Genomic DNA, 24,447 nt, shown 5'->3' with positions numbered 1-24,447 from the left:
TCAAAAAGAAAGCAGGGATTTTATGAAATTCAAAAAAATATGGACACTCGGTCTGGCCGTTGTTCTCGGTGCGGGGATAGTCGCGGGCTGCGGCAGTGAACAGGCATCAATGGATAAGAAGACCATCACCTACAGTAAGTCGCAGGGGCCGTACTCGGAGCTGTTTGAGAAGGGGGTGAAGCCAATCCTTGAGAAGCAGGGCTATACGGTCACAGGCAAGGATCTGAGCGACCTCCTGCAGGCGGATGTGGCTCTCAACGACGGTGAGGTGGACTTCAACGTAGAGCAGCACACGGCGTACATGGAGAATTTCAACAAGAAGCAGGATGGGCATCTCGTGGCGCTGACACCGATCCCGACAGTTCCGGCGGGCATCTATGCGGGGAAGAAGGATAATCTTGCACAGATCGCGGATGGCGACACCATCGCCGTGCCGAACGATGCGTCCAATACGGCACGCGCGTACGCGCTCCTGCAAAAGGCAGGGTGGATCAAGCTCGATCCCACGAAGGATCTCGCGACGGTAACGCAGCAGGACATCGTCGAGAATCCGCACAATCTGAAGTTCACGGAGATGAAGTCGCTCAACATTCCTGCGGTGCGCGGTGATTTCGCCTACATTGTCATCACGGGCTCGATTGTCTACAATGCGAAGATTGACCCGTCGACGGCACTTCTCAAGGAGGACATCCTTCCTCACCTCCTGCTGCAACTCGTCGTACACGAAAAGAACAAGGACGCGAAGTGGGCGCAGGACATTGTCAAAGCCTATCATTCGGACGAGTTCAAGGACTATCTAAAGAAAAACGACAACGGGCTCTGGTTTGTACCGGAGAACTAATCGGATCAAACGGGATGAACGTACAAAAAACGTATGTTCATCTCGTTTTTCTTGGGAATCGCTGATAAAATGACGGTGCTGAATTTATCAGTGCTTCCCTTGTGTTTGCAGTGAAAAAAAGATAGAATATAAGAAGCAGTAAGATAACGAGGAGGGATGCTTGTGATGAATCGACAAGGGTACATCCATTGAATGATTATCTCTTCAAATTCATCTTTGGCAGAGAGGAACGCAAGCGTATTACCCTTAGTTTTCTCAACGCTGTTTTGGATCGCGAGGGAGAAGATGTCCTCACGGATATCACCTTTATTGACCGTGAGTTTGATCCACAGCTTGCAGACGACAAGCAGTCACAGCTCGATATTTATGGAATTGCGAGCGATGGCAGTCAGATCAACATAGAGGTTCAACTGGTGAACCTCTACAATATGCAGAAGAGGACGCTCTACTATTGGGCGCGGATGTATCAGACCCTTCACAAGGGGATGGAGTATCAGGATCTGAACCCGTCCATTACCATCAATCTATTGAACTTTCAGCTGCTTCCGCAGGAAAATCCACATAATATGTACGGGATCTACGATATTGTGAGCGGACATCGGCTGACGGAAGATTTGGAGATTCATTTCCTTGAAATTCCGAAGTTCAAGCTGAAATCGGTGAAGGAGATGAAGCGTCTTGAAAAGTGGCTTGCCTATTTTTCAAACAAACTGAACGAACGAGAAACGGAGGAACTGGCGATGAGTGAGACGGCAATTAACGAGGCGATTCAAGCAGAGCGTGTCTTTATGCAGAGTGATGTGGAGCGATGGCAGTACGAGCAGCGGGAAAAAGCAATGCGCGACTACCTCAGTGCAATGTCCACCTCACGCCGTGAAGGCCTTCGCCAGGGGCTTGAGGAGGGCCGGCGTGAGGGGCAGCGCGAAGGCCGCCGCGAGGGGGTACTGGAGATGGCACGTTCCCTGCTTGCTTTGAACGTGCCTGTGGATGTAATCGAAAAATCCAGTGGGTTGACACATGCGGAGATACGTGATCTTCAATCACAGAAAAAAGATGCGTCAAGATGATGCGGCTAAATTTATCAGTGATTTCTTGAATCAAAAAATGGGTGCTGCACGAACGTTTCAGTTTCGTGCGGCACCCATTTTTTATTTTTTTCGTCGTGGCTTCTTGCGCTCGCTGGTTTGCTCTGTTTCAAAGGGAACTGTGCCGTGCTCACGTACTCCGAGCCAGAGGAAGAAGCCGAGGGCGATGAACCCAAAGACGAGGCTTCCCGTTTGCGCGCTCGTGAAGAGTCCAAAGTATTTCTCCGTGTAGTCGCCGCGCAGATACTCGAGCGCAAAGCGCACGAGGCTGTAGAGCATGATGTAGAGGGCGAAGCACTGCCCGCGCGCATGACTGCGCGCGCGGAAGAGGAGGAGGAGTGCGAAGATGACGATGTCGAGCTGCCCCTCCCAGACCTCTGCCGGCCAGAGCGGCTGTGCGCCGTACGTGTGGTAGGCGAGAGTCGCCGCGGGATAGAGGATGCCGAAGTCTCCGCCGGTCGGTGCGCCGAAGGCGTCGCCGTTGAGGAGGTTCGCGCAGCGCCCGAGTGCCTGACCGAGGACGATGGCGGGCGCGACAACGTCGAGGAAGTGGATGGTGTCGAGCCCCTGCTTTCGGCTGTAGAGAATGCCGACGAGTACGCCGAGAAAGACGCCGCCCTGGATGGCCATGCCGCCCTGCCAGACGTTCAGCAGTTCGGTCAGGTGGTGCTGATAGTAGTCCCAGTCAAAGAAGAAGACATCCCAGAGCCGCGCACCGAGAAGCCCGGCGATGCCGCAGTAGATGCCGATGTCGGTGATGTACTTCTCGTAGCCGCGCCCATCCGCCTTTGCGAGGTAGTAGGCGACCCCGGTAGCTAGAAAAATCGAGAGGGAGATCACGACGCCGTAGGCACGGATGGGAAAATCTCCGATGTAGAAGAGATATTGATGCACGAAATGCCCCTTCCTATGCGGGCGTATAGAGCGGCAGCGTCTCGAGGAAGATGATGTCTTTCCGCTGTGCCGCGTCGCCTTCGGCGAGAACGGCCGCCTGTCCGATGACGTGCGCACCAGCCTTCTCGGCGAGATGGGCGAGCGCCTTCATCGAGCCGCCCGTGCTGATCACATCATCCAGCAGGAGGACACGGCGTCCCCTGATGCGCGTAATGTCATCCGTCGTGAGGTAGAGCCGCTGTTTGCCAAGCGTCGTGATGGACTCGTCCTCGACCCAGATGGGATCTTCCATGTACGCCTTGATGGATTTGCGTGCCGTGATGTAGTAGGGCATGCCAAGTTGCCGTGCAAGTTCCGCCGCCAGGGGGATGCCCTTCGTCTCGGCGGTCATGAGGATCTCCGTGTCCGCCGGAATCACCTTTGCCAGCTCGCGTGCACACGCCGTGCACAGCTCCACATCGCCCAGCATGACGAAACCTGCGATCGCCAGGTGTTCGTTGAGGTTCAGGATGGGGAGACTGCGGCGGCAGCCTGCGACGGTGAGTTCATGGTAGCGTTTTGCCATAGCGTTAGAGTCCTTTCTCCGTCAAGATGATCTCCACCGCATTCAGCACGTCGCTGATGTTCTGTTCCGTGATGATGAGCGGCGGCTGAAATGCCATGACGTTGCGGGCGATGCCGTTTTTGCCGACGATGAAGCCGCGGTTCTTGAGCTCCTCGAGCACAGTATCCAGCTCGGCAGGGGCGGGGGATTTGTCCGCGTGGACAAATTCTGCGCCGACCATCAGCCCGAGGCCGCGAATGTCGCCGATGATGGGATGCCGCGCTGCAATCTCCTGCAGCCCTGCACGCAGCTGTGCGCCGCGCCGCTCGGCGTTTCCCATGAGATCATGCGACTCGATATAGCGGATGACGCCGAGTCCTGCCGTGGAGGAGACGGGATTGCCGCCGAGGGTCGATGCGCCGGGCTTCTTGTATTTGTCGGCGACTGTCGGCGTCGCGATGAACGCACTGATGGGCGCACCGTTGCCGAGTGCCTTTGCCATGGTCATGATGTCGGGCTGCACATCGTAGTGCTCGATGCCGAACATCCTGCCCGTGCGCGCAAAGCCCGTCTGCACCTCGTCCGCGATGAAGAGCGTGCCGAAATGCGTGAGGATCTCCTTGATGCGCTTGAAGTAGCCGGGCGGCGGGACGACGATGCCCGCGTTGCCCTGGATGGTCTCGGCGATAAAGGCGGCGGGGCGCCCCGATGTAACTGTTCGGATGATGTCCTCGACCATATTGGCACAGGCAAGGTCACAGGCGGGGTATTCCTTCCCCATGGGACAGCGGTAGCAGTAAGGATTCGGTGCAAAGCTGATGCCTCCGACGGGGTTCGGGTCGGTGCGCCACATGGCAATGCCCGTCAGGCTCATCGTCAGTTTCGTACGACCGTGGAGTCCGCTGCGCAGGGCGATGAACTCGCTGCTGCCCGTGGCGATCTCGGCGAGGAGAGCTGCGCCCTCGTTTGCCTCCGTGCCTGTGGAGCAGAAGAAGCTCTTCTGCAGTGCGCCCGGGGTGATGCGGGCGAGCTGCTCGGCGAGATTGACGAAGTTCTCCGTGAGGTAGATGTTGCAGACGTGCTGGAGGGTGTTGACCTGCTCCGTGACGGCGGCATTGATCTCGGGGTTGCAGTGCCCGCAGTTGATGACCGAGACGCCCGCGAAGCAGTCGAGATACTCTCGCCCCTCGCTGTCATAGAGGTACTGCATGGAGCCGCGTACGATCTGGCGCGGGTCGCTGTAGAAATGCCCCAGACAGGGCATGATGTACTTCTTTTTCTTTTCCAGTATGGCAGCTGCGCCGATGTAGGAGTGTTCGCTGATAGAATCTGTTGCCATGAAATATACTTTCTTGATTAAATCGAATTGCGGCTCTGACGGAAGCGGTAAGTTCCGATGCCCAAGGGGCGCGGAGCAATCTCTGTGAGGCGGTCGAATTCCGCCGCACGATAGCCGTCGCCGCCTGCAGCGAGACGGTCGAGTGCCGCACGGTAGATGCGGACGATCTCCGCCGTCACGTCCGCCGTGTAGTCCTGCGCTTCGATGCGGTACGAGCCGAGCCCATTGAACTTTTCGAGGTAGGGGTAGAGGCACAGATCCTTGGCAAAGTAGATGTGGCTGCGCCCGTACTGGTCGATGCGGATCGAATGGACGCCGCCTGCCTCGTCACGGAACGCATAGTGCGTGTCGAGCAGCTCGGGCGAATCGAGGTCGTTGTATGCGGGAAGCGACATCGCGGGGAAGTTGTAGTCGCAGATCATGGACTCGTACGCGCCGTGGACGACTGCCTCGATCGGCAGGACGGCGTTCTCGACGATCTCGCGCAGCTGACGGAAGGACAGCTCATAGGAGGCCGTCGCCATGGTGAGCCCGTTTTCCTTGAGAAAGGTTGCGGCGAGATGGTTAAAGAGGTTGAAGGAGTGATCCGCCTGAATGGGAAGCTTCGTGAGCGTGCGCGCGAGCTTCAGCGTGCCAAGGTTGCCGACCATGATGCCGTCCACGCCGATGTCGTTCAGGGCGGTGAAGAACTGCTCGAGCTCCCCGCATTCGCGGCGCATGGTCGTGCGCGGTGTATTCACGATGATGTGGGCGCGTCCTGCTGCGTCGCGCACGAGTGCCTCGTAGTCGCGCAGCGTCCACGGACGCTGCGGACGAAACGCCTCGCCGCCGACGTAGACGGTGTCGGCACCTGCGTCGATGGCGGCGCGCGCCGCCGCGGGGGTGCCGACGCGGACACTCAGACGGCGGCTGGGTTCGTTCTCCTTCGCGATCGGCGTCTCCTCACGCAGTACCTCGTCGGCAAAGCCTGCCTCCTCGATCGCCTGACTGAAGAAGCGCGGCTCGCGCTCGCCCGTCATGCCGATGTCGATTGCCGTCGGCTGTCCAAACGCAAATGTGGTCGTGTAGTCGCGCACGCGGTTTTCGTAGAGGGTGCGCCAGCCCTCCTCATCCGTCGTATAGCCGTTCGGATCGGCGATGTAGGCGTCGATGGCGGCACGATAGGTGGAGACAAGGCGACGGATGAACTCCGGCGCGCGCATCCGCCCCTCAATTTTGAATGAAAAGACGCCCGCCTGTATGAGTGCGGGGATGGCGCGATACATGCACATATCCTTGAGCGCCAGCTTGTACGGCCCGGGACTGGACGCGTCGAGCACCTCTCCCGTCTCCTCGTTGATGAAGGCGAACGGCCAGCGGCAGATCTTCATGCAGCGCCCGCGGTTGCCGCTCTGCCCAAAGAGAACGCCGGAGTGGATGCACTGCCCGCTCTCGGAGATGCACATATCGCCGTGCATGAAGTACTCCACCTCGATGCCCGTGCGCGCACGGAAGAGGGCGAGCTCGGAGAGCGTCATCTCACGGCCGACCACGATGCGCGTGATGCCGTACTCCTTGAGCTTTTCGATGGCGTATTCGTTATGCGTGTTCATCATGACCGAGGTGTGCAGGGGCACGGTGATGCCTATCTCGTGCACGAGCTCGAGCACGGCAAAGTCCTGTACGAGAATCGCATCGGGGCGGATCTCCTCCAGATAGGCGAGATAGTCGCGCAGAGCAGGCAGCTCCTCGTTGCTGATGAGGTTGTTGAGGGTTACGTAGAGGTGAACGTCATGGGCATGGGCGTAGTCAATCGCCTCCTTGAGCCGTGCATCGTCGAAGTTGAAATCGCCTTCATGCAGGCGCATATTGAAATGTTTGCCGCCCAGATAGACGGCGTCCGCGCCGGCATCAATCGCTGCCGTCATGGCATCCCATGTGCCGGCAGGTGCAAGCAGTTCGACGGATTTACGGTGTAACAGCATTGTGTAAAGTCTCCTTTGTTGCCGGAGGTGCCGCTGACAGACAGGGACACTCCTCCATCATTGTTTCTGATTATAGCAGGAAATACCATTTCTTTCAAATAAGCATGGCCTTCTTTTCCCTATCGTTTGATGGAGTTTATCAATAGAAAGTTTTTCGCGCTGTATCTTGTAAAAAAGGCACTTTTCAGGTATGATGATACATAGATTTTATCGTTTATACTGACAATTATAAATACAACGTCTGTTAAGCCGTGATTATATTTTTTTGCCCTTGAATTATTGTTTTAAATTATTTACTTTTCCTATGTATTTATTAATTCTTCTATAAGGAGGGCTTATGTATGGGAGAATATGGGAGCTTGGGCATTTTTCTTCTCGTAGCGTTGTTTTTCCCCGTCATGGCACTGGGACCGGCATTCCTGCTGCAGCCGAAGAAGCCGTCGCCGCAGAAGTACATTCCCTACGAGTGCGGTGTCGATTCGATCGGGTCGCCCTACGTCCAGTTTCGTGCGGGGTATTTCCTCTACGCGCTGCTGTTCATCGTCTTTGACATAGAGACGGTGTTCCTCTACCCGTGGGCGGTGGAGTTCCGCATGCTCGGCGCATTTGCGCTCATCGAGATGTTCATCTTCGTTGGGATTCTGGTGCTCGGCCTTGCCTATGCGTGGCGAAAGGGGGATCTCACATGGAAATAGCGGAGCGTGTTCCGGAGAGCCTGCGGGAAAATGTCTTTGTCGTCAAGCTGGATGAGCTGCTGCGCTGGGCGCATGCAAACTCGATCTGGCCGCTGTCCTCGGGGCTGGCCTGCTGCGCCATTGAGATGATGACCACAGCGACGGCACGGTTCGACCTCGCACGATTCGGCTACGAGGTGTTCCGCCCCTGTCCGCGTCAGGCGGATCTCTTCATCGTCGCGGGGACGCTGACGTGGAAGATGGCACCGGCGGTTGTGCGTCTCTATGAGGAGATGCCCGAGCCGAAGTATGTGATTGCGATGGGGGCATGCGCGATTGCGGGCGGTCCCTTTGCGGATTCATACTCGGTCGTCTCGGGGGTCGATGAGCTCCTGCCTGTGGATGTCTACATCCCGGGCTGTCCGCCGCGCCCCGAGGCACTGATCGACGGCATGCTGAAGCTGCGCGAGAAGATCCTCCATCCCGAGCGCGTCCGCGCGGAGCGTGCCTACTGGGCAGAGCGGGCGGCAGAGAGGGCGGTGAACGCATGAGGAACAAGTATGTGACGCCCGCAATGCTGGAGGCACTCAAGGTCGCCTTTTCGTCGGCGGAGTACGATGCGGAGGCAGAGCGTCCCGCACTCTACATTGCTGCCGAGGAGCTCCTTGGCCTGCTGCGCGTCCTGCGTGACGACGGGACACTGCAGCTGACGCGGCTGGAAAATGTGACAGCGGTGGACTGGAAAGACCGCTTCGAGATGGTCTACCAGCTCTTTTCACCGACGGAGCTGCACTGGCTGACGCTGAAGGTGACACTGCCGCATGATGCGCCCGTGCTCCCCTCGGTGACGCCCGTGTTCCCCGGCGCAGAGTTCGAGGAGCGCGAGGTGTATGATCTCATGGGCATTGCGTTCACGGGTCACCCCGATCTGCGGCGTGTCTTCCATGCGGACGATTTCATCGGGCATCCGCTGCGCAAGGACTTTGTCCCACCGCCGCCGCCCGCTGTCCCATCCTTTCGGAAGGAGGAGTCCTGATGCTGCGTACCGAGACCTATACGCTCAACATGGGTCCCCAGCATCCGTCGACGCACGGCGTGCTGCAGGTGCAGCTCGAGCTGGACGGCGAGCGCATCGTGAAGGCGACGCCGATCATGGGCTATCTTCATCGCGGGATTGAGAAGCTGCTTGAGGCGCGGACGTATGCGCAGGGGCTTCCCTATACCGACCGCCTCGACTACATCTCTGCCATGAACAACAACTTCGGTTATGCGCGTGCGGTGGAGGAGCTGGCGGGGATCGAGACGACGCCGCGCGCAGAGTACATCCGCGTCATCATGGCGGAGCTGAACCGCATCAACAGTCACCTGATCTTCATCGGGACGCTTGCAAATGATCTCGGCGCGTCGACGGGAATGCTCTATTGTTTCCGCGACCGTGAGAAGATCCTCGATATTTTCAATCTCGTCTGCGGGGCACGTCAGACCTTTCACTATATCCGCATCGGCGGGGTAAAGGAGGATCTCTCGCCCGAGGCGGCGGAGATGATCCGCGCCTTTGTCGACAGCGTGCCTGACTTCCTCGCGGAGTACAACCGTCTCCTCACGGGCAACGAGATTTTTGTCCGCCGCATCCGCGGCACGTCGCCCATGACGACGGAGGAGGCACTCGCGTGCAGTATGACTGGGCCAAACCTGCGCGCGACGGGGCTCGCCTTTGATCTGCGCAAGGTGGACGGCTACAGCGTCTATGATGATTTTGACTTCGAGATCCCCGTGGGTGAGCACGGCGACAACTGGGACCGCTACATGGTCAAGCTCGCCGAGATCGCGGAGAGCGCGAAGATCGTGCGGCAGGCAATCGACGGACTGCCCGAGGGCGACTTCATGGCAAAGAAGGTGCCCAAGGTCATCAAGCCGCCCAAGGGCGAGGTGTTCAGCCGGACGGAGGGAACGCGCGGGGAGCTCGGCTTCTACATCGTCAGCGATGGTACGACGAAACCGTACCGCATTCACATCCGCCGTCCCTCGTTCGTAAATATGCAGGGGCTCAATCCAATGTGCCGCGGCATGCTCATCGGCGACTCGGTCGCCGCCTACTCGTCCATTGACCCGATCATGGGCGAAGTGGACTGCTGAGAAAGGAGACGAATGATGGAGAGCTCTTTTCTTTCTGCGACTGCGGTGGGGCTGGACGGACTCATCTACCGCCTGATCCCGATTCCGTTCGTAGTGGATCTTGTGATGACCTTCGTCGGTATTGCCATCCTGCTCGGTATCATCTCGATGGCGGCGATTGTCTTTACCTACACGGAGCGCAAGATCTGCGCGTTCATCCAAGTGCGCATCGGGCCGAACCGCGTGGGCGGAAGATTCGGTCTGCTGCAGCCCGTTGCGGATATGCTGAAGCTGATGAGCAAGGAGGACATTATGCCCGCCGGTGCGGACAAGGTGGTCTGGGCACTCTCGCCCGCGCTGCTCTTTGTCCCCGCAGCGCTCGTCTACGCGCTTTTCCCGTTCGATGCGGGGGCGGTACTCGCCGATGTCAACGTCGGTGTGTTCCTCCTCTTTGCCATCTCGGGGCAGGCAGTGCTGCCATTCCTCATGGGCGGCTATGCATCGAACAATAAGTATTCGTTTATCGGCGGTATGCGCACCGTCGGGCAGATGCTCAGCTATGAGGCGCCGCTCCTCTTCTCCCTGCTCGGCATCATCATGCTGACGGGCTCACTGCGCCTCGACGATATCGTCCAGATGCAGGCGCAGAACTACTGGTTTATCTTCATGCAGCCGCTCGCGTTTATCATCTTCCTGATCGCAGCGGTCGCCGAGACGAACCGTACGCCGTTTGACCTCGTGGAGGGCGAGTCAGAGATTATCGCAGGACCGTTTACGGAGTACTCGGGGATGCGCTGGGCGCTGTTCTTCCTCGCAGAGTACGCGAACCTCCTGACGGCGGCGATCCTCGCGACGACGTTCTTCCTCGGCGGCTACAGCGGGCCGTCGTTCCTGCCGGGATTCGTCTGGTTCGGCATCAAGGCGGTGCTCATGGTGCTGCTCATCATGTGGTTCCGCTGGACGTTCCCGCGCACGCGCGTGGATCAGATCCTGACGTTCGGCTGGAAGGTGCTCGTCCCGCTCTCGATTCTGAACGTTGTTCTGACGGGTGCACTGATGTTCTGGTTCGGTATCGTTTAAGGGGGGACGCACATGTTTGGAAAAGGCCTTTTGACCGGCATGAGTGTCACATGGAAGCATCTTTGGGGCAAGAAGGAGACGGTCTGCTACCCCGAGGAGAAGCTGCCCATGACGGATAATTTTCGCGGCGGCAATCTCGCGATGGACTGGCGCGTCTGCATCGGCTGCTCGATGTGCGCAAATGCGTGCCCGAACAAGGCGCTTGATCTGACAATTGTCCCCGATGCGAAGAAGAAGCGCCACATGAAGTCCTACATTCATCACTCGGGGCGCTGTCTTTACTGCAATCTCTGTGTGGAGGCGTGTCCGGTCCATACGCTCGTCTGGGATAAGGACTACGCCATCGCCACGTGGAGTAAGGAGACGATGACGCACGATGCCATGACGGACGAGGACCGTGCTGATCTCGCGGAGTTCCTCGCACAGGTAGAGGTCGAGGCGGCAGAGGAAAAGGCGAAAAAGGAGGCCGCTGCCAAGGCAAAGGCGGAGGCAGAGGCGAAGGCGAAAGCCGAAGCGGAGGCTGCCGCAAAGGAAAAAGCTGCTGAAGAAAAAGCTGCGGCAGACACGTCCGCCACAGAAAACGCTGCCGCAAAGGATGCGCAGACGACGGAGGGAGGGGCGACATGAGCTTTATCTTTTACTTTCTTGCTGCCGTGACGATCATCGGCGCGCTCGGCGTCGTTCTCTCGCCGAATGTCGTGCACAGTGCGCTCTTTCTCGTGCTCTCGTTCATCGGTGTGGCGGCGATCTATTTCTACATCGGCGCAGAGTTCCTCGGCGCGGTGCAGCTCATGGTCTACAGCGGCGCAGTTGCCGTCCTCATCGTCATGGCGATTATGCTGACGCGGCGGGACTCGATGGCGCAGTCCAACCCTTCGCAGAAGCTCTTTCGCCGTGTCGTGACGGGGCTGCTGGCAGGCAGTATCTTCTTCCTCATCGGGTGCGGCATTGTCCTTGCTCCGCTTCCTGCAGGCGGATTTGTCGCGCCAACGGGGGCAGACGAGATTGCCCAGCTGATGCTCGGCACGTATCTCGTGCCGTTTGAAGTGACGGCAGTACTGCTCCTCGCGGCGATGGTCGGCGCACTGCTCTTGGCGAGAGGAGGGGATGCGGCATGATCGGTCTTCCTGATCTGCTCTTTTTGTCGGCACTGCTGTTCTGCATTGGGCTCTATGGGCTCCTCACGCGGCGCGGCATCATCCCGATTCTCATGTGTGTGGAGCTGATGCTCAATGCGGTCAACATCAACCTCGTTGCCTTTGACCGATTCTATGCGCACAACGCGGAGGGGCAGCTGATGGCACTCTTCTCGATTGCGGTCGCCGCATCCGAGATCGCCGTCGGGCTGGCTCTTGCATTCCGCCTGTATCAGATTCGGTTCACGACGAATGTCGATGAGCTGGATACGCTGAAAGACTAGGGGAGGGGAGTGCTATGTTTACCTTTGCTCTGACACATGCCTATCTGATTCCCCTGTTCCCTGCGCTTGCGTTCCTCATTATTGCACCCTTTACGCGGCGGGAGAAGAACCTCTCGGCGACGATTGCGATTGTGATGATGGCTCTGGCCTTTGCGTTCTCCGTCTTTGTTGCACTCGCCGCGGTAAACTATCAGATCACGATGGGCGATCCCTACGTGATGAAGACGGTCTGGGCGCACATCGGTGCGGTGGAGCTGTCGATGGGCGTCCTGATCGACCCGCTGACGGCACTCATGCTCGTCATCGTGACGCTGGTCTCGCTGCTCGTCTACATCTACTCTGTCAGCTATATGGAGCACGATGAGGGGATGGGGCGCTTCTTTGCGTTCATCTCGCTGTTTTCGGCCGCGATGCTCGGGCTGGTCGTCTCGGTCAACTTTCTCCAGCTCTATGTGTTCTGGGAGGGCGTCGGGCTCTGCTCCTACCTCCTGATCGGATTCTACTACGATAAGGTCTCGGCGCGCGAGGCGGCGAAGAAGGCGTTTATCACGACGCGTATCGGCGACTTTGGAATGCTGGTCGGCATCCTGCTCGTGCAGGTGTCGTTCGGGACGATGGACTTCATCGAGCTGCGGCTGATGATGCCTGAGTATGTCCTCGTCGCGGGGACGGGCTACTTGACGGTGATCGGTCTGCTGCTCTTCATGGGGCCGATCGGAAAGTCCGGTCAGTTCCCGCTCCACGTCTGGCTGCTCGATGCGATGGAAGGCCCGACGCCGACCTCGGCGCTCATCCATGCGGCGACGATGGTCGCGGCAGGTGTCTTCCTCGTTGCGCGTGCCTTCTTCATCTTCAGTGAGTGTCCGCTCGTGATGAATTTCATCGCGGGGCTCGGAGCGTTTACGGCGCTCTTTGCGGCGGTTATCGCCGTGACGCAGCGGCGGTTCAAGGCGGTGCTTGCCTACTCGACCATCAGTCAGCTCGGCTACATGATGCTCGCGGTCGGGATTGGCGCGTTCTCCGCCTCGATGTTCCATCTCATGACGCACGCCTTCTTCAAGGCGATGCTCTTCCTCTGCGCGGGCGCGGTGATGCATGCACTCCACGATGAGACGGACATCACCAAGATGGGCGGGCTCTGGAAAAAGATGCCGCTCACCTTTGTGACGATGCTGATCGGTGTCCTTGCGATCTCCGGCATCCCGCCGTTCTCGGGCTTCTTCTCAAAGGATGAGATCCTCGCCGCGGCGATGCACGCGAGCACGCCGCTCTATCTCATGGCGACGTTCACCTCCTTCCTCACGGCATTCTACATGGCGCGTCTCCTCATTGTCGCCTTTCTCGGCGAGAGCCGCAGTGAATACGAGGCGCATGAGGTCGATGCCTTCATGCGCTGGCCGATGATTATGCTCGCGCTGCTTACCATTGTGAGCGGCCTATGGGGCTACTTCGGCGGGTTTTCTATGTGGATCTACGCGGATGCACCGCATCATGAGGCGATCGACTGGACGGTGGCGGGGACGAGTACCGTGCTTGCCCTCCTCGCCTTTGCCGCGGCGTATCAGATCTATGGACGACATCGTCTGCGCACGGCGATGCAGCAGCGGAGCTTCGGTTTCCTCTATCGCGTCGTCTACAACAAGTTCTATGTGGATGAGCTGTATGGCTACTTCCGTGAGCGCTTCGTCTACGGTACGGCGGTGATCCTCAAGTGGGTCGATGAAAAGATTTTTGACGGCATCATGAATGGACTCGGCGCCTATGGTCTGGCGATGAGCGAGGTGCTGACGGAGAATGTCAACGGGCAGGCACAGCGGTATGTCGTCGTGTTCTACACGGGCGTCGTGATTCTCCTGTGCTATGCGCTGTACTGGGCGGTACAGGTTCTGATGTATCTGGGAGGAGGTCTTCTGCGATGACATTTCCGATTCTCTCGGTCATTCTCCTCACACCGCTCGTGGCCGCGCTCATCCTCGCCCTGCTGCCGGGACGTCTGCACGATACGATACGTCAGCTTTCGGCACTGGCGATGATCATTGTGACGCTGCTGACGCTCTTTGTTTACGCGGACTACGATATGGCGCTCGGCGGGATGCAGTACACGGAGTACATGCCGTGGATCACGGATCTCGGCGTTGCCTACTCGCTCGGCGTAGATGGGATCTCCCTGCCGATGCTCCTCCTGTCGAGCGTCGTGGGGCTCGCGGCCGTCTACAGCTCATGGCATGTGGAGAAGCGGGTCAAGGAGTACTTCGTTCTCCTGCTCATCGTGATCGCGGGTGTCTCGGGGGCATTCCTCGTGCGTGACCTCTTCTTCTTCCTCGTCCTCTGTGAGATGGTCGTCATCCCCGCGTACCTGATGGTGATGATCTGGGGCTCGTCCGAGCGCGTGACGAAGGAACACGCGGCGATGAAGATGACCATTTTCCTCCTCGTCGGCTCGGCGTTCATGCTCGTCGGTGTGCTCCTTCTCTACGTGAGTGCGTACGAGTCCGGGATGCGGACGTTCGACTTTGAGGCGCTCGCCGCCGCTGCCCTCGCGGGACATATCTCGTGGGAGGTGCAGGTGACGGCATTCCTCCTCCTGCTCGTCGGGTTCGGCTCGCATCTCTCGATGTTCCCGATGCATATATGGTCGCCCGACGGCTATGCAGGTGCACCGACGGCGATCTCGATGATCAATGCGGGGGTGCTGAAAAAGATCGGCGGCTACGCGCTCATCCGCGTCGGCCTCTTTATCCTGCCGCTCGGGGCAAAGTTCTGGGCGCCGCTGATTGCGATCCTCGCCACGATCAATGTGATCTACGCGTCCTATATCGCACTCGCGCAGCGCGACATCAAGTACATGATCGCCTACTCCTCCATTTCTCACATGGGTTACGTTCTCCTCGGCTTCGCGGCACTCAATGTCGTGAGCGTCGGCGGCGCCGTCGCCTATATGGTGGCGCACGGCATCATGCTCGCACTCTTCTTCTCGCAGGTCGGCTACGTCTACGAAAAGACAGAGCTGCGCCGTGTGGGCGATCTCTGGGGCTTGGCGCACTATATGCCGCATGTCACGGTCGGCTTCATGCTCGCGGGGCTGTGCTCGCTCGGTCTGCCCGGCCTGATCGGCTTCGTGCCGGAGTTTACCATCTTTGTGGGGACGGTGGAGGCATATCCTATCCTCACGGTGATTGCGGTCTCCGGCATCATCTTTACCGCGTTCTACGTCCTGCGCATGCTCGCGCGCGTGCTCTTCGGCCCGAAGGTGGAACGCTTCGCGAAGTACCCCGATGAGCGGAAGATCGACGTTGTTCCGCTCGTCGTTCTCGGTGTTTTCCTCGTCGGCTTCGGCGTATTCCCGGGACTCCTCATGGGCATGGTGGACGCGGGGACTGCGCCGCTGGCACCGCTTCTTGAGATGATTCAGGATGCACCGACGATTCTGGGAGGTGGGCAGTGATGATGCAGGAAATGAATCTTGCCGCAATCTCCATCGAGCTGGGCGTCGCCGTACTCATGGCGGCCGTGCTCCTGATCGACCTCTGTATGGCGCGTGGGACATCGCGCCGTGCCCTCGCCCGCGTGACTGCACTCGGACTGCTCGGTGTACTCGCTCTCGCCGTGCGGATGTATCCGCCGGATGGGGGAGCGACGGCGTTCTTTGCGGGGCTCTATATCGTTGACGGCTATTCCGTGTTCTTCAAGATTCTCTTTATCGTCGGCGTCCTCGCCACTGTGCTTTTTGCAGAGAGCTATGTGGAGAAGATGATCCGCCACAGGGGCGAGTTCTATCTGCTCCTCCTGTCCGCCCTGCTCGGTATGTGTGCTCTCGCTTCGGCGAACGACCTCATGACGGCGTTTGTCGGGCTGGAGCTCATGACGATCTCGTTCTATACACTCGTTGCGATCCGCACGGATGCGCCGCTCTCGGCAGAGGCGGGCATCAAGTATCTGGTGTTCGGGTCGGGCTCGACGGCTGTGCTCCTCTACGGCATGAGCCTCGTCTACGGGATGACGGGGACGATGGTGTTCCAAGGGATCGCACAGGGACTTGGTCTCGTGCTCTCCCTCGGGCTCATCGGTGTGGTCTTTATCCTCGCAGGCTTCTTCTTCAAGCTCTCGATCATCCCGTTCCATCTCTGGGCACCCGATGTGTATGAGGGCGCACCTGCGCCCGTGACGGCACTCCTCGCCATGTGTTCCAAGGCGGCGGGGGTGGCGATCCTCCTGCGCGTGCTCTTCGTTGCGTTCCCTGCGCTCTCGGCGTACTGGACGCATCTGATGGCGGCACTTGCGTGTGTCTCCATGGTCGGGGGCAACATCATGGCGTTCCGTCAGACGAACATCAAGCGGATGCTCGCCTACTCCTCGATTGCGCAGGCGGGATACATGATGACGGCGATGGTTGCGACGAACGCGGCGGGCATCAAGGCAGTACTCTTCTACGCGATGGTCTACGTCTTGGCGAACGTCGGGGCGTTCGTGACCGTCTCCTATCTGGAGACGGAGCGCGGCGGTGCGGACTTCCGCAGCGTGCGCGGCCTGGCGTATGACTCTCTGCTTCCGGCGGGCATCCTGATGGTTGCGCTCCTGACGATGGCGGGCATCCCGCCGACGGCAGGCTTTGTCGGCAAGATTTACATCTTCTCCGCAGCGATTGATGCGGGCTACCTCTGGCTCGCGGGGCTGGGCTTTGTCGTGTCGATGATGTCCGTCTACTACTACCTCCTTGTCATCAAGGAGATGTTCCGCGATGTCGAGGCAGATGAGCCGATGATCGACACGCCGCTGCGTCTCCCGTTCTCGGCAGGAGCCATGGGCATCATTGCTGTCGCCTTTACCCTCGTCATCGGCGTCTGGGCAGAGCCACTCTCGATCTTCAGCAATATCGCCGTCTATACCTTTATGCGTTAGAAATTTTGTGATAAGAAAGGGGCTGCTGCACGAAACAAACGTGCAGCAGCCCCTTTGATTTACTGTCTGTTCTCTAGGGAGCAGACCAAACAACTTATTCATCTAATATGTCTGAATGGGTTCCAGTTTCGACTAGGGTCAAGGTTAGGACGTCGTTTTCAACGAGGTATATCAACAACCAATCTGGTTGAATATGGCACTCGCGAAATCCCTCCCAATTGCCATGAAGTGCATGGTCACGGTATTTGGCATCTAGCTTGTGCCCCTGTCCCAATGCTTCAACAACATTATCCAGTAGCTTGAGATTCAAGCCGCGTTTCTTGGCACGCTTGTAACTTTTCTTATAAGCGTTGGTGAACTTGATGTGATAGGTCATTCTTCCAATGCCTTCTTCAAGTCGTCCATGTTGTCATAGCTAGGGACATCCGGGTTGCGGGAGATTTTTCTTGCTTCTTCCATAGCCGCCAAGGTGCTTTGTTTATAATGGGGCATTTCGATAGAAAATGGGATGCCTCCACGAAGGACACACTGATGGAGAAACATATTAACGGCACCGGACATATCTAGGCCCAGCCCAGAGAACAATGCGCTAGCCTGTTCTTTTATGTTCCGGTCAATTCTTATTTGAGTAGGGACGGTTGACATGATGACCACACTCCTTTCTTTTGGAACCAGTATAGCTTGTTTGGTTTACGATGTAAAGCGAAAGGCTTGAGTATAACTAAGGAGAGGAGGTCAAAGCTTTCTTTTTTTCAAAAGCAGAGAGTCGCAATAATCTCCAAGCCATGCAGCACAAAGCATCTAACGGAAGAGGAGATCAAACAGATTTTCGTCAAGGCACTGAACTCCTTGCTGAAAGTCAAAGAGAACGTAATTGCGAGACGCCGCTCCCTGATTGACAGCATTTGCCAGACGGGAAAGCTCTGTAGGAAGAAAAAGTGATAAAACCTTTGAATTAGATGGGAGTTGTTGCACGAAGCAAATGTGCAGCAGCCTTAATTTTGTGAAAAAACACAGAAGGAGCTATTGTACGAAGGTAAATTTATCTTTGTGCAATAGCCCCTTGTGTTCTGCTTTAGAATAGTTCGGCATTTGATCCTGTGCGTGATGCAGTCAATCTAAGATAGCGGTGCTGAATTTATCAGTGCTTCCTTAAATATCCCAGTGAAGCTGTGCAGGATCGGGAGTGGCGCGGTCGATCTCGCGCAGAATCCATGAGGCGTTTTCGTGTGTCTGTGCAAACGCCTCAGCAAGTGGCTGCTCGTAGGCAGGCGGGATCTCCATCGCGTGAATCGCCATGTGCATGTAGTCCTTTGCGATGAGGACGACACCGCGCTCGGCGGCGAGATGTGCCTTGAATCGGTAGCCGTAGTACAGGTAGCTGTTGTGCGGGACGGCATCCTCCAGTCCCTCAAAGGCGGAAATGCGCTCATCGGCCTCCGCCTCGGCGTCCTCGGTCATGCCGAGTTTGTGCATGAGGTTCCACCGATCCGCCCACAGTTCACCGCGCAGGATGTACTTGTAGAGAAAATCCGTTCCCTCGGCACATTCAATCGCAAGATTGATGTGCTCGAGTGCCGCTTCCTGTGTTTCCTGTTCCTCCGCCTCAAGTGCCGAGAGCCCCTGCATGGCGTAGACTTTCTCCTCTACGTCCTGCGCGAGTTCCTCGTTCACCTCGGCATCCATAACACTTTGAAAGAATTCGATGGCCTCTGCGCGATGCTCCGGCATCTGTGCGAGAAAATGGGCGAGCCGCGCCCGTGCGTGCCAGTCCTCCACACCGCCGGCAAAGAGCTCGTGGGGCGGGGCGTTTTTTCCGAGACGGTCGATAACGAGATGGATGCGTTCATGAAATGTTTCCGGCGTCATAGTTTTATCACCTGTTTCATTTGATTCAAAAGGGGCAGATCGTGTGTGATGACGATGAGCGTTGCGCCGCGTGCATCGGCATCTGCCAAGACGGATGTGATGAGGCGTGTACCGCAGGCAGCATCGAGCCCTGCTGTCGGCTCATCGAGGAGCAGGATCGGCGCATCGCCCGCGAGTGCAAGTGCGGTGAGCAGGCGGCTGCGCTGTCCCCCCGAAAGACGGGAGGCGTTCATTCCGAGCGGCTCGTCGAGCCCTGCGGGCAGCGCCCGCACAACGTCTGCGAGCTGCGCCGTTTCGAGTGCGTGCCATATTGCTGCCTCAGAGATATCACCGCGCAGGCGCAGAAAATTGTCCCGTATGGAGGCAGAGAAGAGCCAGCTGCCCTGTAGGGCAGCACCAAAATAGGTGCGCGACGCTTCGAGAGGGAGCTTCGTATGGGGAATACCATCGTAGGAGATCGTGCCCGCATCGGGCTCCCAGAGGCGGAGCAGAAGGCTCGCCAGCGTCGTCTTGCCTGCGCCGCTCTCGCCGATGATGGCCGTGTGCTCGCCGCGGTGGATCGTAAGGCTGAGGTTCTGCACAATGGGGATGCCTGTATGATAGCCGAAGACGAGGTGTTTCGCCTCGATCAGAGGTGCGTTTGCTGATTTTTCGGAAGGGGGTGCGATGGAGGCGGGCTGTGTGTGCTCGCCGTCTGATGGGAGAATGTGTCGTGCGGCACGCGCCGATTCTTGTGCGCCGAGAACGGCGGGGGGGATCGGGCGGAGCTCGGCGAGTACCGCCTCGAGGGCGAGAACCCAGACCGCGTACTGGATACCCGTGAGGATCCCTTCGATCACGCGGGGGATGAGGAGGATGATGGCTGCGATCCAGACGATGATCCGCAGGACGTCGAGCAGGGTGAAGAGCTGCTCGCGTTTCCGCCCTCGTGCCGTTCGCTCGCGCTGAAATGTCGCCGCCGCCTCATCCAGCACTGCCTGAGCATGCTGTGTACTGCCGGCGGCGCGCAGCTCGGTGCGCCCGTCGATCTGATCGAGGAGGCTGCTGCGATAGTCGGCACTTTGCGCGCGCAGTTCCGTTTCGCGGAGGAAGAGCGGGAGCGCAATGTGGAGTAGAAAGAGCAGGAATACGACTGTGGCCGCAGGGATGCTGAGCGGCAGGAGAGCCGCACAGGCGAGCAGCACCAAGGCAAGGGCGATCAGTGGCGGCGGGACGGCGCGCAGGTAGAAGTCGCGCAGGGTCTCACAGCCCGTCAGCAGATCGTGGAGGAACTCGCCCTCGCGTACGTTGCCCTCTCGCATGGGAATGACGGCGGCCGAGCGGCGGTAGGTCGCCTGCTGCAGCGTCTCGTAGCAGCCGAAGGCGAGACGGTGAGAGAGCAGGCGCTCCAGGTAGCGAAAGACGGCGCGCCCGATGCCGCACGCCCGCACGCAGGTAATGGCAAGGGCAAGTGCCGAGAGGGGCGGCGCGAGTGCCGCACTGGCGATGATCCACGCCGCAGAGGCAATGAGGGAAATGCCCGCCGCGGCCGCGAGGAATCCCGCGAGGAGGGCGGGGAGTGCCGCCGCAGGTGCGGCGATGGAGAGCAGCCGAAAGAGCATTGTGGTCATCATGCCTCACCTCCCAGTGTCACGACCTGGTCTGCCCATGCGATGAGCGCAGGACGGTGCGCTGTCAGAATCATCGTGCGGTGATGTGAAAACACTGTCAGGGCATCGATCACGCACCGCTCGGTCTCCTCATCCAGCCCCGCCGTCACCTCGTCCAGAAGGACGATGGGGCGATCCTGAAAGAGGGCGCGTGCCAGACCGAGGCGGTGACGTTCTCCTGCCGAAAGCGGATGGCCGCCCATGCCGAGGCGCGTATGCAGTCCATCGGGCAGCGCGCGCAAAAAGTCGCCGAGTGCCGCCGCCTCCAGTGCCGTCGTGATTTCGGCATCCGCCGCGTCCCGCGTCCACAGCGTCACGTTTTCCGCAAGGCTCGCACCGAAGATATGCGGCTCCTGCGGGACGTAGGTGATGAGCGCAGTGCGTGTCTCCTCCGTGAGACGCGCGAGATCATAGCTGTGTGCTGTTCCTGCACCGTCCGCGAGCATAATCATCCCATCCGAAGGAGGGCGCTGCCCCGCTAGGAGGAGGAGCAGCGTCGATTTTCCGCTGCCGCTGTCGCCTGCGATCACGGTGGACTTTCCTGCGGGAAAGGAGAGCGTGAGATCCGTCAGAACGGCCTCGTCGGTCAGCGGATAGCCGTAGGTGAGCGCCTCCGTGCGTACGGAGGGAGGGGCGAGAATCTGATCGTGCGTTCCCGTGATAGAGGGCGGTGCATCGAGGTAGGGGGCAAGTGCCTTCTCTGCCGTCGCGGCATCCATCGCTGCATGGAAGGCAATGCCGCCCTCACGCAGCGGCTGATAGAACTGCGGCGCAAGGATGAGCACGAAGAATGCCGCGTGAAAGGTCATGCCGCCGTCCATGAGACGCAGACCGATGGAGACCGCGATGAGGGCAATCGACAGGGTGGTAATTAGTTCCAGTGCAAAGGAGGAGACAAAGGCGAGCCGCAGTACGGCAAGCGAGGCCTCGGAGAACGCATGGCTCATCTGCGCGAGATGATGTCCCTCCGCATCGACGCGGCGAAAGATTTTAAGCGTCGCCGCCGCTCGCACCAGATCACCGAATCCGTCCGTCAGCGTACGCATCTCATCCCATTGACGCTCACTGGCACGGCGCGTCGCCTTGCCGATGAGGTAGAGGAGAAATGGCGCGATCGGCAGGGTGACCAGAAAGAGCAGCGCCGACAGCGGATCGACGACAGCCGTCACGAGCAAGACGAGCGGGATGATGACGACACCTGCGATCATGGTGGGCAGGAGAGTGCGAAACCAAGGGTCGAGCGCATCGACGCGCTCAAGCGTAAGCGTCAGTACACCCGCACCGCTCTGTCCATGTGCAAGCAGCTCTCTGTGGAGGGCACGCCGGCAGTAGAGCCGCAGATCATCGGATAGCTGCGACTCGATCCGGCTCTTTGGCAGGCGCAGGAGCGCCATGGCGAAAATGCACAAAAACAGCATCAGAAGCTCTGATGCTGTTTCGGCAAGTCCGCCGTGCCCAAGAAATACAGTGTTCACAATGGCGGCCGTATTCCATGCCGCGAGGATGGTCAGCCCTCCATGCAGGAGTTCGACCGCAACGCGGATGGAGAGGCTGCGCCGCTGCGAATGCAGCATTTGAAACAGGATGGACTTTCTTTTTTTCATTGTTTCCTTTAATATGCCTGATGTCCCGAATCGTTCGGAGAAACGCGCTTGCGGAAGATGTAGTACGTCCAGATCTGATAGCAGAGGACAACGGGGACAAGAATGCCGGCAGCAATGGTCATGATGGAGAGTGTGTACTCCGTCGAGGACGCATTGTAGATCGTCAGACTGTAGCCGGAGTTCAGGCTCGAGACCATGAGACGCGGGAACAGTCCGGCGAAGAAGCCGACCGTCGTGCCGACGATGGCGAGGGCGCCGAGGATGAACGCACCCTTATGGGCGCGCTTGTAGAGAGCACCGATGCCGAGCACGAAAGAGAGCGCCGAGAGGAAGAGAGCCGCCGTGGCGACGGTGCTCTGGTAGAGGTCGGTCTCAACGTAGGTGAGGATCATGCAGATCACATAGAAGACCGCCGCAGCGACGCCAAACTTCAGACCGAGCGTGCGAGCGCGGTCGAGCAGATAGGTGCTGGTCAGGCGCAGCTGCAAGAATGCTGCGCCGTGGAACGCGAAGACGAGAACGAACGTGATGCCGCCGACGATCGTGTAGGGCGTCAGGAGATCAAAGAATCCGCCCTGATAGACCTTGTCCGCACCGATGGGAAGCCCTGCGATCAGATTCGTGACCGCAACGCCCCAGAGGAATGCGGGGACGATGCTGCCGAAGGCAAGTGCGTACGACCAGCGGCGCTGCCATACTTCATCCTCGCGATGATGGCGAAACTCAAAGGCGACGCCGCGCAGGATGAGGGCGGCGAGCATGAGGAAGAGCGCAATGTAGAAGGTGCTGAACATCGTCGCATAGACATGCGGGAAAGCCGCAAACGTGGCACCGCCCGCCGTAATCATCCAGACCTCGTTGCCGTCCCAGACAGGGCCTATGCTGCGGATGAGCTGAGAGCGGTCGCTCTCCTTGTCGGAGATGAGTGTGAGGAGCGTGCCGACGCCATAGTCAAAACCCTCGAGGAAGAAGAATCCCGTGAAGAGGACGACGATCAGCACGAACCAAAGAATATTGTAGTCCATTCTTACTTCCCTCCTTCGATGGCAGGGGTAATCTGCGTGCGGCGGATGAAGCGGAAGGCGAGATAGAGCGCGGTGATGAGCAGCAGCAGGTAGAGCACCGTGAAGCCGATCATCGTGAACCAGATCTCACCTGCTGTGAGATTCGGCGACACGCCGTTCACTGTCTTTTGCAGTCCCACCACGAGCCACGGCTGACGTCCCATCTCGGCGACGATCCAGCCGCAGGAATTGGCGATAAACGGAATGACGACCAGCCACGGCAGGGCATAGAGAAGCTTCTTTGCCGAAAGAAGCTTCTCTTTTTTCGTCAGATAGAGTACGACGAGCGAGACGAGCACCATGAAGAAGCCAGCGCCGACCATCGCACGGAAAGCGTAGAAGAGCATCGTGACGTGCGGACGGTAGTCGCCCTCGCCATATTTTTGAACAGCTTCTTTCTGGAGATCGTTGATGCCGCGGACCTCGCCCGAGGGGCCATCATGCACCATGATCGTGAACATATAGGGGATAGTGATCTCGAAGTCGTTCTGCCCCTTTTCCATATTGGGGTAGGCGAGAACGGCAAACGGTGCAGGATCCTCCGTCTCCCAGAGGGCCTCCATGGAGGCGAGTTTCATCGGGTTTGCCTGTGCGAGGTACTGCGTGTGGAAATGTCCGCTCGCAATGACGCCGACTACGCCGACGAGCGTGTAGATGGCACCTGCCTTGATCGCCTGTGTGAACGCGTAGCGCGACTCCGTGTCGTGCATCAGCTTCCATGCAGAGACCGCCATGACGACAAAGCCGGCGGTCGTGATGCCCGCAAAGAGCGTGTGGGACTGCTCACCGAGGATGTAATGGTTCGTTACGAGATCCGTAAAGCTCGCCATCTCGGCGCGTCCATTGGCGAGTACATAGCCAACGGGGTGCTGCATGAAGGAGTTCGCGACGAGAATCCAGAAGGCGGACAGATTACTGCCGAGTGCGACCAGCCAGATGCAGGCGCAGTGTGCCTTCTCCGAGAGCTTATCCCAGCCGAACATCCAGATGCCGAGGAAGGTGGACTCGAGGAAGAACGCCGTGAGAGCCTCGAGTGCGAGCGGTGCGCCGAAGATGTCGCCCATGAAGCGCGAATACTCCGACCAGTTCATACCAAACTGGAACTCCTGCACCAGACCTGTGACAACACCCATCGCAAAGTTGATGAGAAAGAGCGTACCGAAGAAGTTCAGCAGCTTTCGGCAGGTCTTCTTCCACTCCGGCCGTTTCGTCCTGACGTAGCACGTCTCAAGCAGGGCGACAAAGATCGCCATACCAAGTGTGACAGGGACGAAGAGAAAGTGATAGATGGTAGTGATTGCAAACTGCCATCGCGACAGCATCACTGCTTCCATGTCCAAATCCCTCCTAAAAATAATACCTATGATAATGACAGCAACGGCTTTTGTCCACGGCGTGTGACAAAA

Annotated in this window: 24 protein-coding genes and 1 pseudogene; 14 read left to right on the top strand and 11 right to left on the bottom strand. The window is 58.5% G+C overall.

What is annotated here, in order from left to right; genetic code table 11:
* Positions 1 to 22 precede the first annotated feature (22 nt).
* Both AXE86_RS02500 and AXE86_RS02495 read left to right on the top strand, forming a co-directional pair.
* Complete coding sequence (locus AXE86_RS02500) at positions 23 to 841, top strand: MetQ/NlpA family ABC transporter substrate-binding protein (RefSeq protein ID WP_061944321.1); 819 nt, start codon at positions 23 to 25, stop codon at positions 839 to 841.
* A 188-nt stretch (positions 842 to 1,029) separates the two neighbouring features.
* Positions 1,030 to 1,908, top strand: a complete 879-nt coding sequence (locus AXE86_RS02495; protein WP_232294906.1) for an Rpn family recombination-promoting nuclease/putative transposase — start codon at positions 1,030 to 1,032, stop codon at positions 1,906 to 1,908.
* Positions 1,909 to 1,989: 81 nt separating this feature from the next.
* On the opposite strand, the gene lgt is transcribed toward AXE86_RS02495, so the two are convergent.
* Genes lgt through AXE86_RS02475 form a run of 4 tightly spaced genes read right to left on the bottom strand, consistent with a single transcriptional unit; the run spans position 1,990 to position 6,667 of the window.
* Positions 1,990 to 2,820 (bottom strand): prolipoprotein diacylglyceryl transferase, encoded by an 831-nt coding sequence (gene lgt, locus AXE86_RS02490; RefSeq protein WP_061944315.1) that lies wholly within the window; start codon positions 2,818 to 2,820, stop codon positions 1,990 to 1,992.
* A gap of 13 nt (positions 2,821 to 2,833) precedes the next feature.
* Positions 2,834 to 3,385: a phosphoribosyltransferase family protein gene (locus AXE86_RS02485; RefSeq protein ID WP_061944312.1), complete on the bottom strand. Its 552-nt coding sequence runs from the start codon at positions 3,383 to 3,385 to the stop codon at positions 2,834 to 2,836.
* Between the two features lie 4 nt (positions 3,386 to 3,389).
* A complete protein-coding gene (locus tag AXE86_RS02480; protein ID WP_061944309.1) occupies positions 3,390 to 4,703 on the bottom strand; it encodes an aspartate aminotransferase family protein in 1,314 nt (437 codons plus the stop codon).
* A gap of 17 nt (positions 4,704 to 4,720) precedes the next feature.
* Positions 4,721 to 6,667, bottom strand: coding sequence for a peptidase U32 family protein (locus AXE86_RS02475; protein ID WP_061944306.1), 1,947 nt, complete (start codon positions 6,665 to 6,667; stop codon positions 4,721 to 4,723).
* A 341-nt stretch (positions 6,668 to 7,008) separates the two neighbouring features.
* Here AXE86_RS02475 and AXE86_RS02470 point away from each other — a divergent pair, with 341 nt between their 5' ends.
* Genes AXE86_RS02470 through AXE86_RS02420 form a run of 11 tightly spaced genes read left to right on the top strand, consistent with a single transcriptional unit; the run spans position 7,009 to position 16,855 of the window.
* Positions 7,009 to 7,362, top strand: a complete 354-nt coding sequence (locus tag AXE86_RS02470) for an NADH-quinone oxidoreductase subunit A (protein ID WP_009442917.1) — start codon at positions 7,009 to 7,011, stop codon at positions 7,360 to 7,362.
* Positions 7,353 to 7,892 (top strand): NADH-quinone oxidoreductase subunit B, encoded by a 540-nt coding sequence (locus tag AXE86_RS02465; RefSeq protein WP_061944303.1) that lies wholly within the window; start codon positions 7,353 to 7,355, stop codon positions 7,890 to 7,892. Before AXE86_RS02470 ends, AXE86_RS02465 begins: the two co-directional genes overlap by 10 nt.
* The gene (locus tag AXE86_RS02460) at positions 7,889 to 8,377 is read left to right on the top strand and encodes an NADH-quinone oxidoreductase subunit C (RefSeq protein WP_061944301.1); all 489 of its coding nucleotides are present in this window, start codon (positions 7,889 to 7,891) and stop codon (positions 8,375 to 8,377) included. Before AXE86_RS02465 ends, AXE86_RS02460 begins: the two co-directional genes overlap by 4 nt.
* On the top strand, positions 8,377 to 9,477 hold the full coding sequence (locus AXE86_RS02455) for an NADH-quinone oxidoreductase subunit D (protein ID WP_009442914.1): 1,101 nt from the start codon (positions 8,377 to 8,379) through the stop codon (positions 9,475 to 9,477). Before AXE86_RS02460 ends, AXE86_RS02455 begins: the two co-directional genes overlap by 1 nt.
* Positions 9,478 to 9,489: 12 nt before the next feature.
* The gene (gene nuoH, locus AXE86_RS02450) at positions 9,490 to 10,536 is read left to right on the top strand and encodes an NADH-quinone oxidoreductase subunit NuoH (RefSeq protein WP_083501142.1); all 1,047 of its coding nucleotides are present in this window, start codon (positions 9,490 to 9,492) and stop codon (positions 10,534 to 10,536) included.
* A 12-nt stretch (positions 10,537 to 10,548) separates the two neighbouring features.
* Complete coding sequence (locus AXE86_RS02445; RefSeq protein WP_061944295.1) at positions 10,549 to 11,163, top strand: 4Fe-4S dicluster domain-containing protein; 615 nt, start codon at positions 10,549 to 10,551, stop codon at positions 11,161 to 11,163.
* Positions 11,160 to 11,654, top strand: a complete 495-nt coding sequence (locus AXE86_RS02440; RefSeq protein ID WP_061944292.1) for an NADH-quinone oxidoreductase subunit J family protein — start codon at positions 11,160 to 11,162, stop codon at positions 11,652 to 11,654. Before AXE86_RS02445 ends, AXE86_RS02440 begins: the two co-directional genes overlap by 4 nt.
* Positions 11,651 to 11,956, top strand: coding sequence for an NADH-quinone oxidoreductase subunit NuoK (gene nuoK, locus AXE86_RS02435; RefSeq protein WP_006689896.1), 306 nt, complete (start codon positions 11,651 to 11,653; stop codon positions 11,954 to 11,956). The genes AXE86_RS02440 and nuoK overlap by 4 nt, the downstream gene beginning before the upstream one ends.
* Positions 11,957 to 11,970: 14 nt before the next feature.
* Complete coding sequence (gene nuoL / locus AXE86_RS02430) at positions 11,971 to 13,875, top strand: NADH-quinone oxidoreductase subunit L (RefSeq protein ID WP_061944289.1); 1,905 nt, start codon at positions 11,971 to 11,973, stop codon at positions 13,873 to 13,875.
* Positions 13,872 to 15,401, top strand: a complete 1,530-nt coding sequence (locus AXE86_RS02425; protein WP_061944286.1) for a complex I subunit 4 family protein — start codon at positions 13,872 to 13,874, stop codon at positions 15,399 to 15,401. The genes nuoL and AXE86_RS02425 overlap by 4 nt, the downstream gene beginning before the upstream one ends.
* Entirely contained in the window at positions 15,401 to 16,855 is a 1,455-nt protein-coding gene (locus AXE86_RS02420) for an NADH-quinone oxidoreductase subunit N (protein WP_061944283.1), read from the top strand. The genes AXE86_RS02425 and AXE86_RS02420 overlap by 1 nt, the downstream gene beginning before the upstream one ends.
* Before the next feature lie 94 nt (positions 16,856 to 16,949).
* On the opposite strand, the gene AXE86_RS02415 is transcribed toward AXE86_RS02420, so the two are convergent.
* Positions 16,950 to 17,231: a type II toxin-antitoxin system YafQ family toxin gene (locus AXE86_RS02415; protein WP_061944280.1), complete on the bottom strand. Its 282-nt coding sequence runs from the start codon at positions 17,229 to 17,231 to the stop codon at positions 16,950 to 16,952.
* Positions 17,228 to 17,500 carry a type II toxin-antitoxin system RelB/DinJ family antitoxin gene (locus tag AXE86_RS02410; protein ID WP_009442906.1) on the bottom strand — a complete coding sequence of 91 codons (273 nt, stop codon included), beginning with the start codon at positions 17,498 to 17,500 and terminating at the stop codon, positions 17,228 to 17,230. Before AXE86_RS02410 ends, AXE86_RS02415 begins: the two co-directional genes overlap by 4 nt.
* A gap of 135 nt (positions 17,501 to 17,635) precedes the next feature.
* On the opposite strand from AXE86_RS02410, the pseudogene AXE86_RS13030 reads away from it, so the two are divergent.
* Positions 17,636 to 17,779, top strand: a pseudogene (locus tag AXE86_RS13030) (recombinase family protein); the annotation flags it as partial.
* Between the two features lie 228 nt (positions 17,780 to 18,007).
* Here AXE86_RS13030 and AXE86_RS02400 read toward each other — a convergent pair.
* The 5 genes from AXE86_RS02400 to AXE86_RS02380 are packed head-to-tail and all read right to left on the bottom strand — an operon-like array spanning position 18,008 to position 24,375.
* Positions 18,008 to 18,724 carry a hypothetical protein gene (locus AXE86_RS02400; protein WP_061944275.1) on the bottom strand — a complete coding sequence of 239 codons (717 nt, stop codon included), beginning with the start codon at positions 18,722 to 18,724 and terminating at the stop codon, positions 18,008 to 18,010.
* The gene (locus tag AXE86_RS02395) at positions 18,721 to 20,337 is read right to left on the bottom strand and encodes an amino acid ABC transporter ATP-binding/permease protein (RefSeq protein ID WP_061944272.1); all 1,617 of its coding nucleotides are present in this window, start codon (positions 20,335 to 20,337) and stop codon (positions 18,721 to 18,723) included. Before AXE86_RS02395 ends, AXE86_RS02400 begins: the two co-directional genes overlap by 4 nt.
* Complete coding sequence (cydD, locus tag AXE86_RS02390) at positions 20,334 to 21,977, bottom strand: thiol reductant ABC exporter subunit CydD (RefSeq protein ID WP_061944269.1); 1,644 nt, start codon at positions 21,975 to 21,977, stop codon at positions 20,334 to 20,336. The genes AXE86_RS02395 and cydD overlap by 4 nt, the downstream gene beginning before the upstream one ends.
* Positions 21,978 to 21,985: 8 nt before the next feature.
* Positions 21,986 to 23,002, bottom strand: a complete 1,017-nt coding sequence (gene cydB / locus AXE86_RS02385) for a cytochrome d ubiquinol oxidase subunit II (RefSeq protein WP_061944266.1) — start codon at positions 23,000 to 23,002, stop codon at positions 21,986 to 21,988.
* Positions 23,003 to 23,004: 2 nt separating this feature from the next.
* Complete coding sequence (locus tag AXE86_RS02380; protein WP_061944263.1) at positions 23,005 to 24,375, bottom strand: cytochrome ubiquinol oxidase subunit I; 1,371 nt, start codon at positions 24,373 to 24,375, stop codon at positions 23,005 to 23,007.
* Positions 24,376 to 24,447 lie beyond the last annotated feature (72 nt).

It is taken from the genome of Selenomonas sp. oral taxon 136, assembly GCF_001554015.1.
Taxonomy (GTDB): Bacteria; Bacillota; Negativicutes; order Selenomonadales; family Selenomonadaceae; genus Centipeda; species Centipeda felix.
Note: the sequence above shows the minus strand (reverse complement) of the source record. Positions and strands in the feature narration are given on the sequence as shown.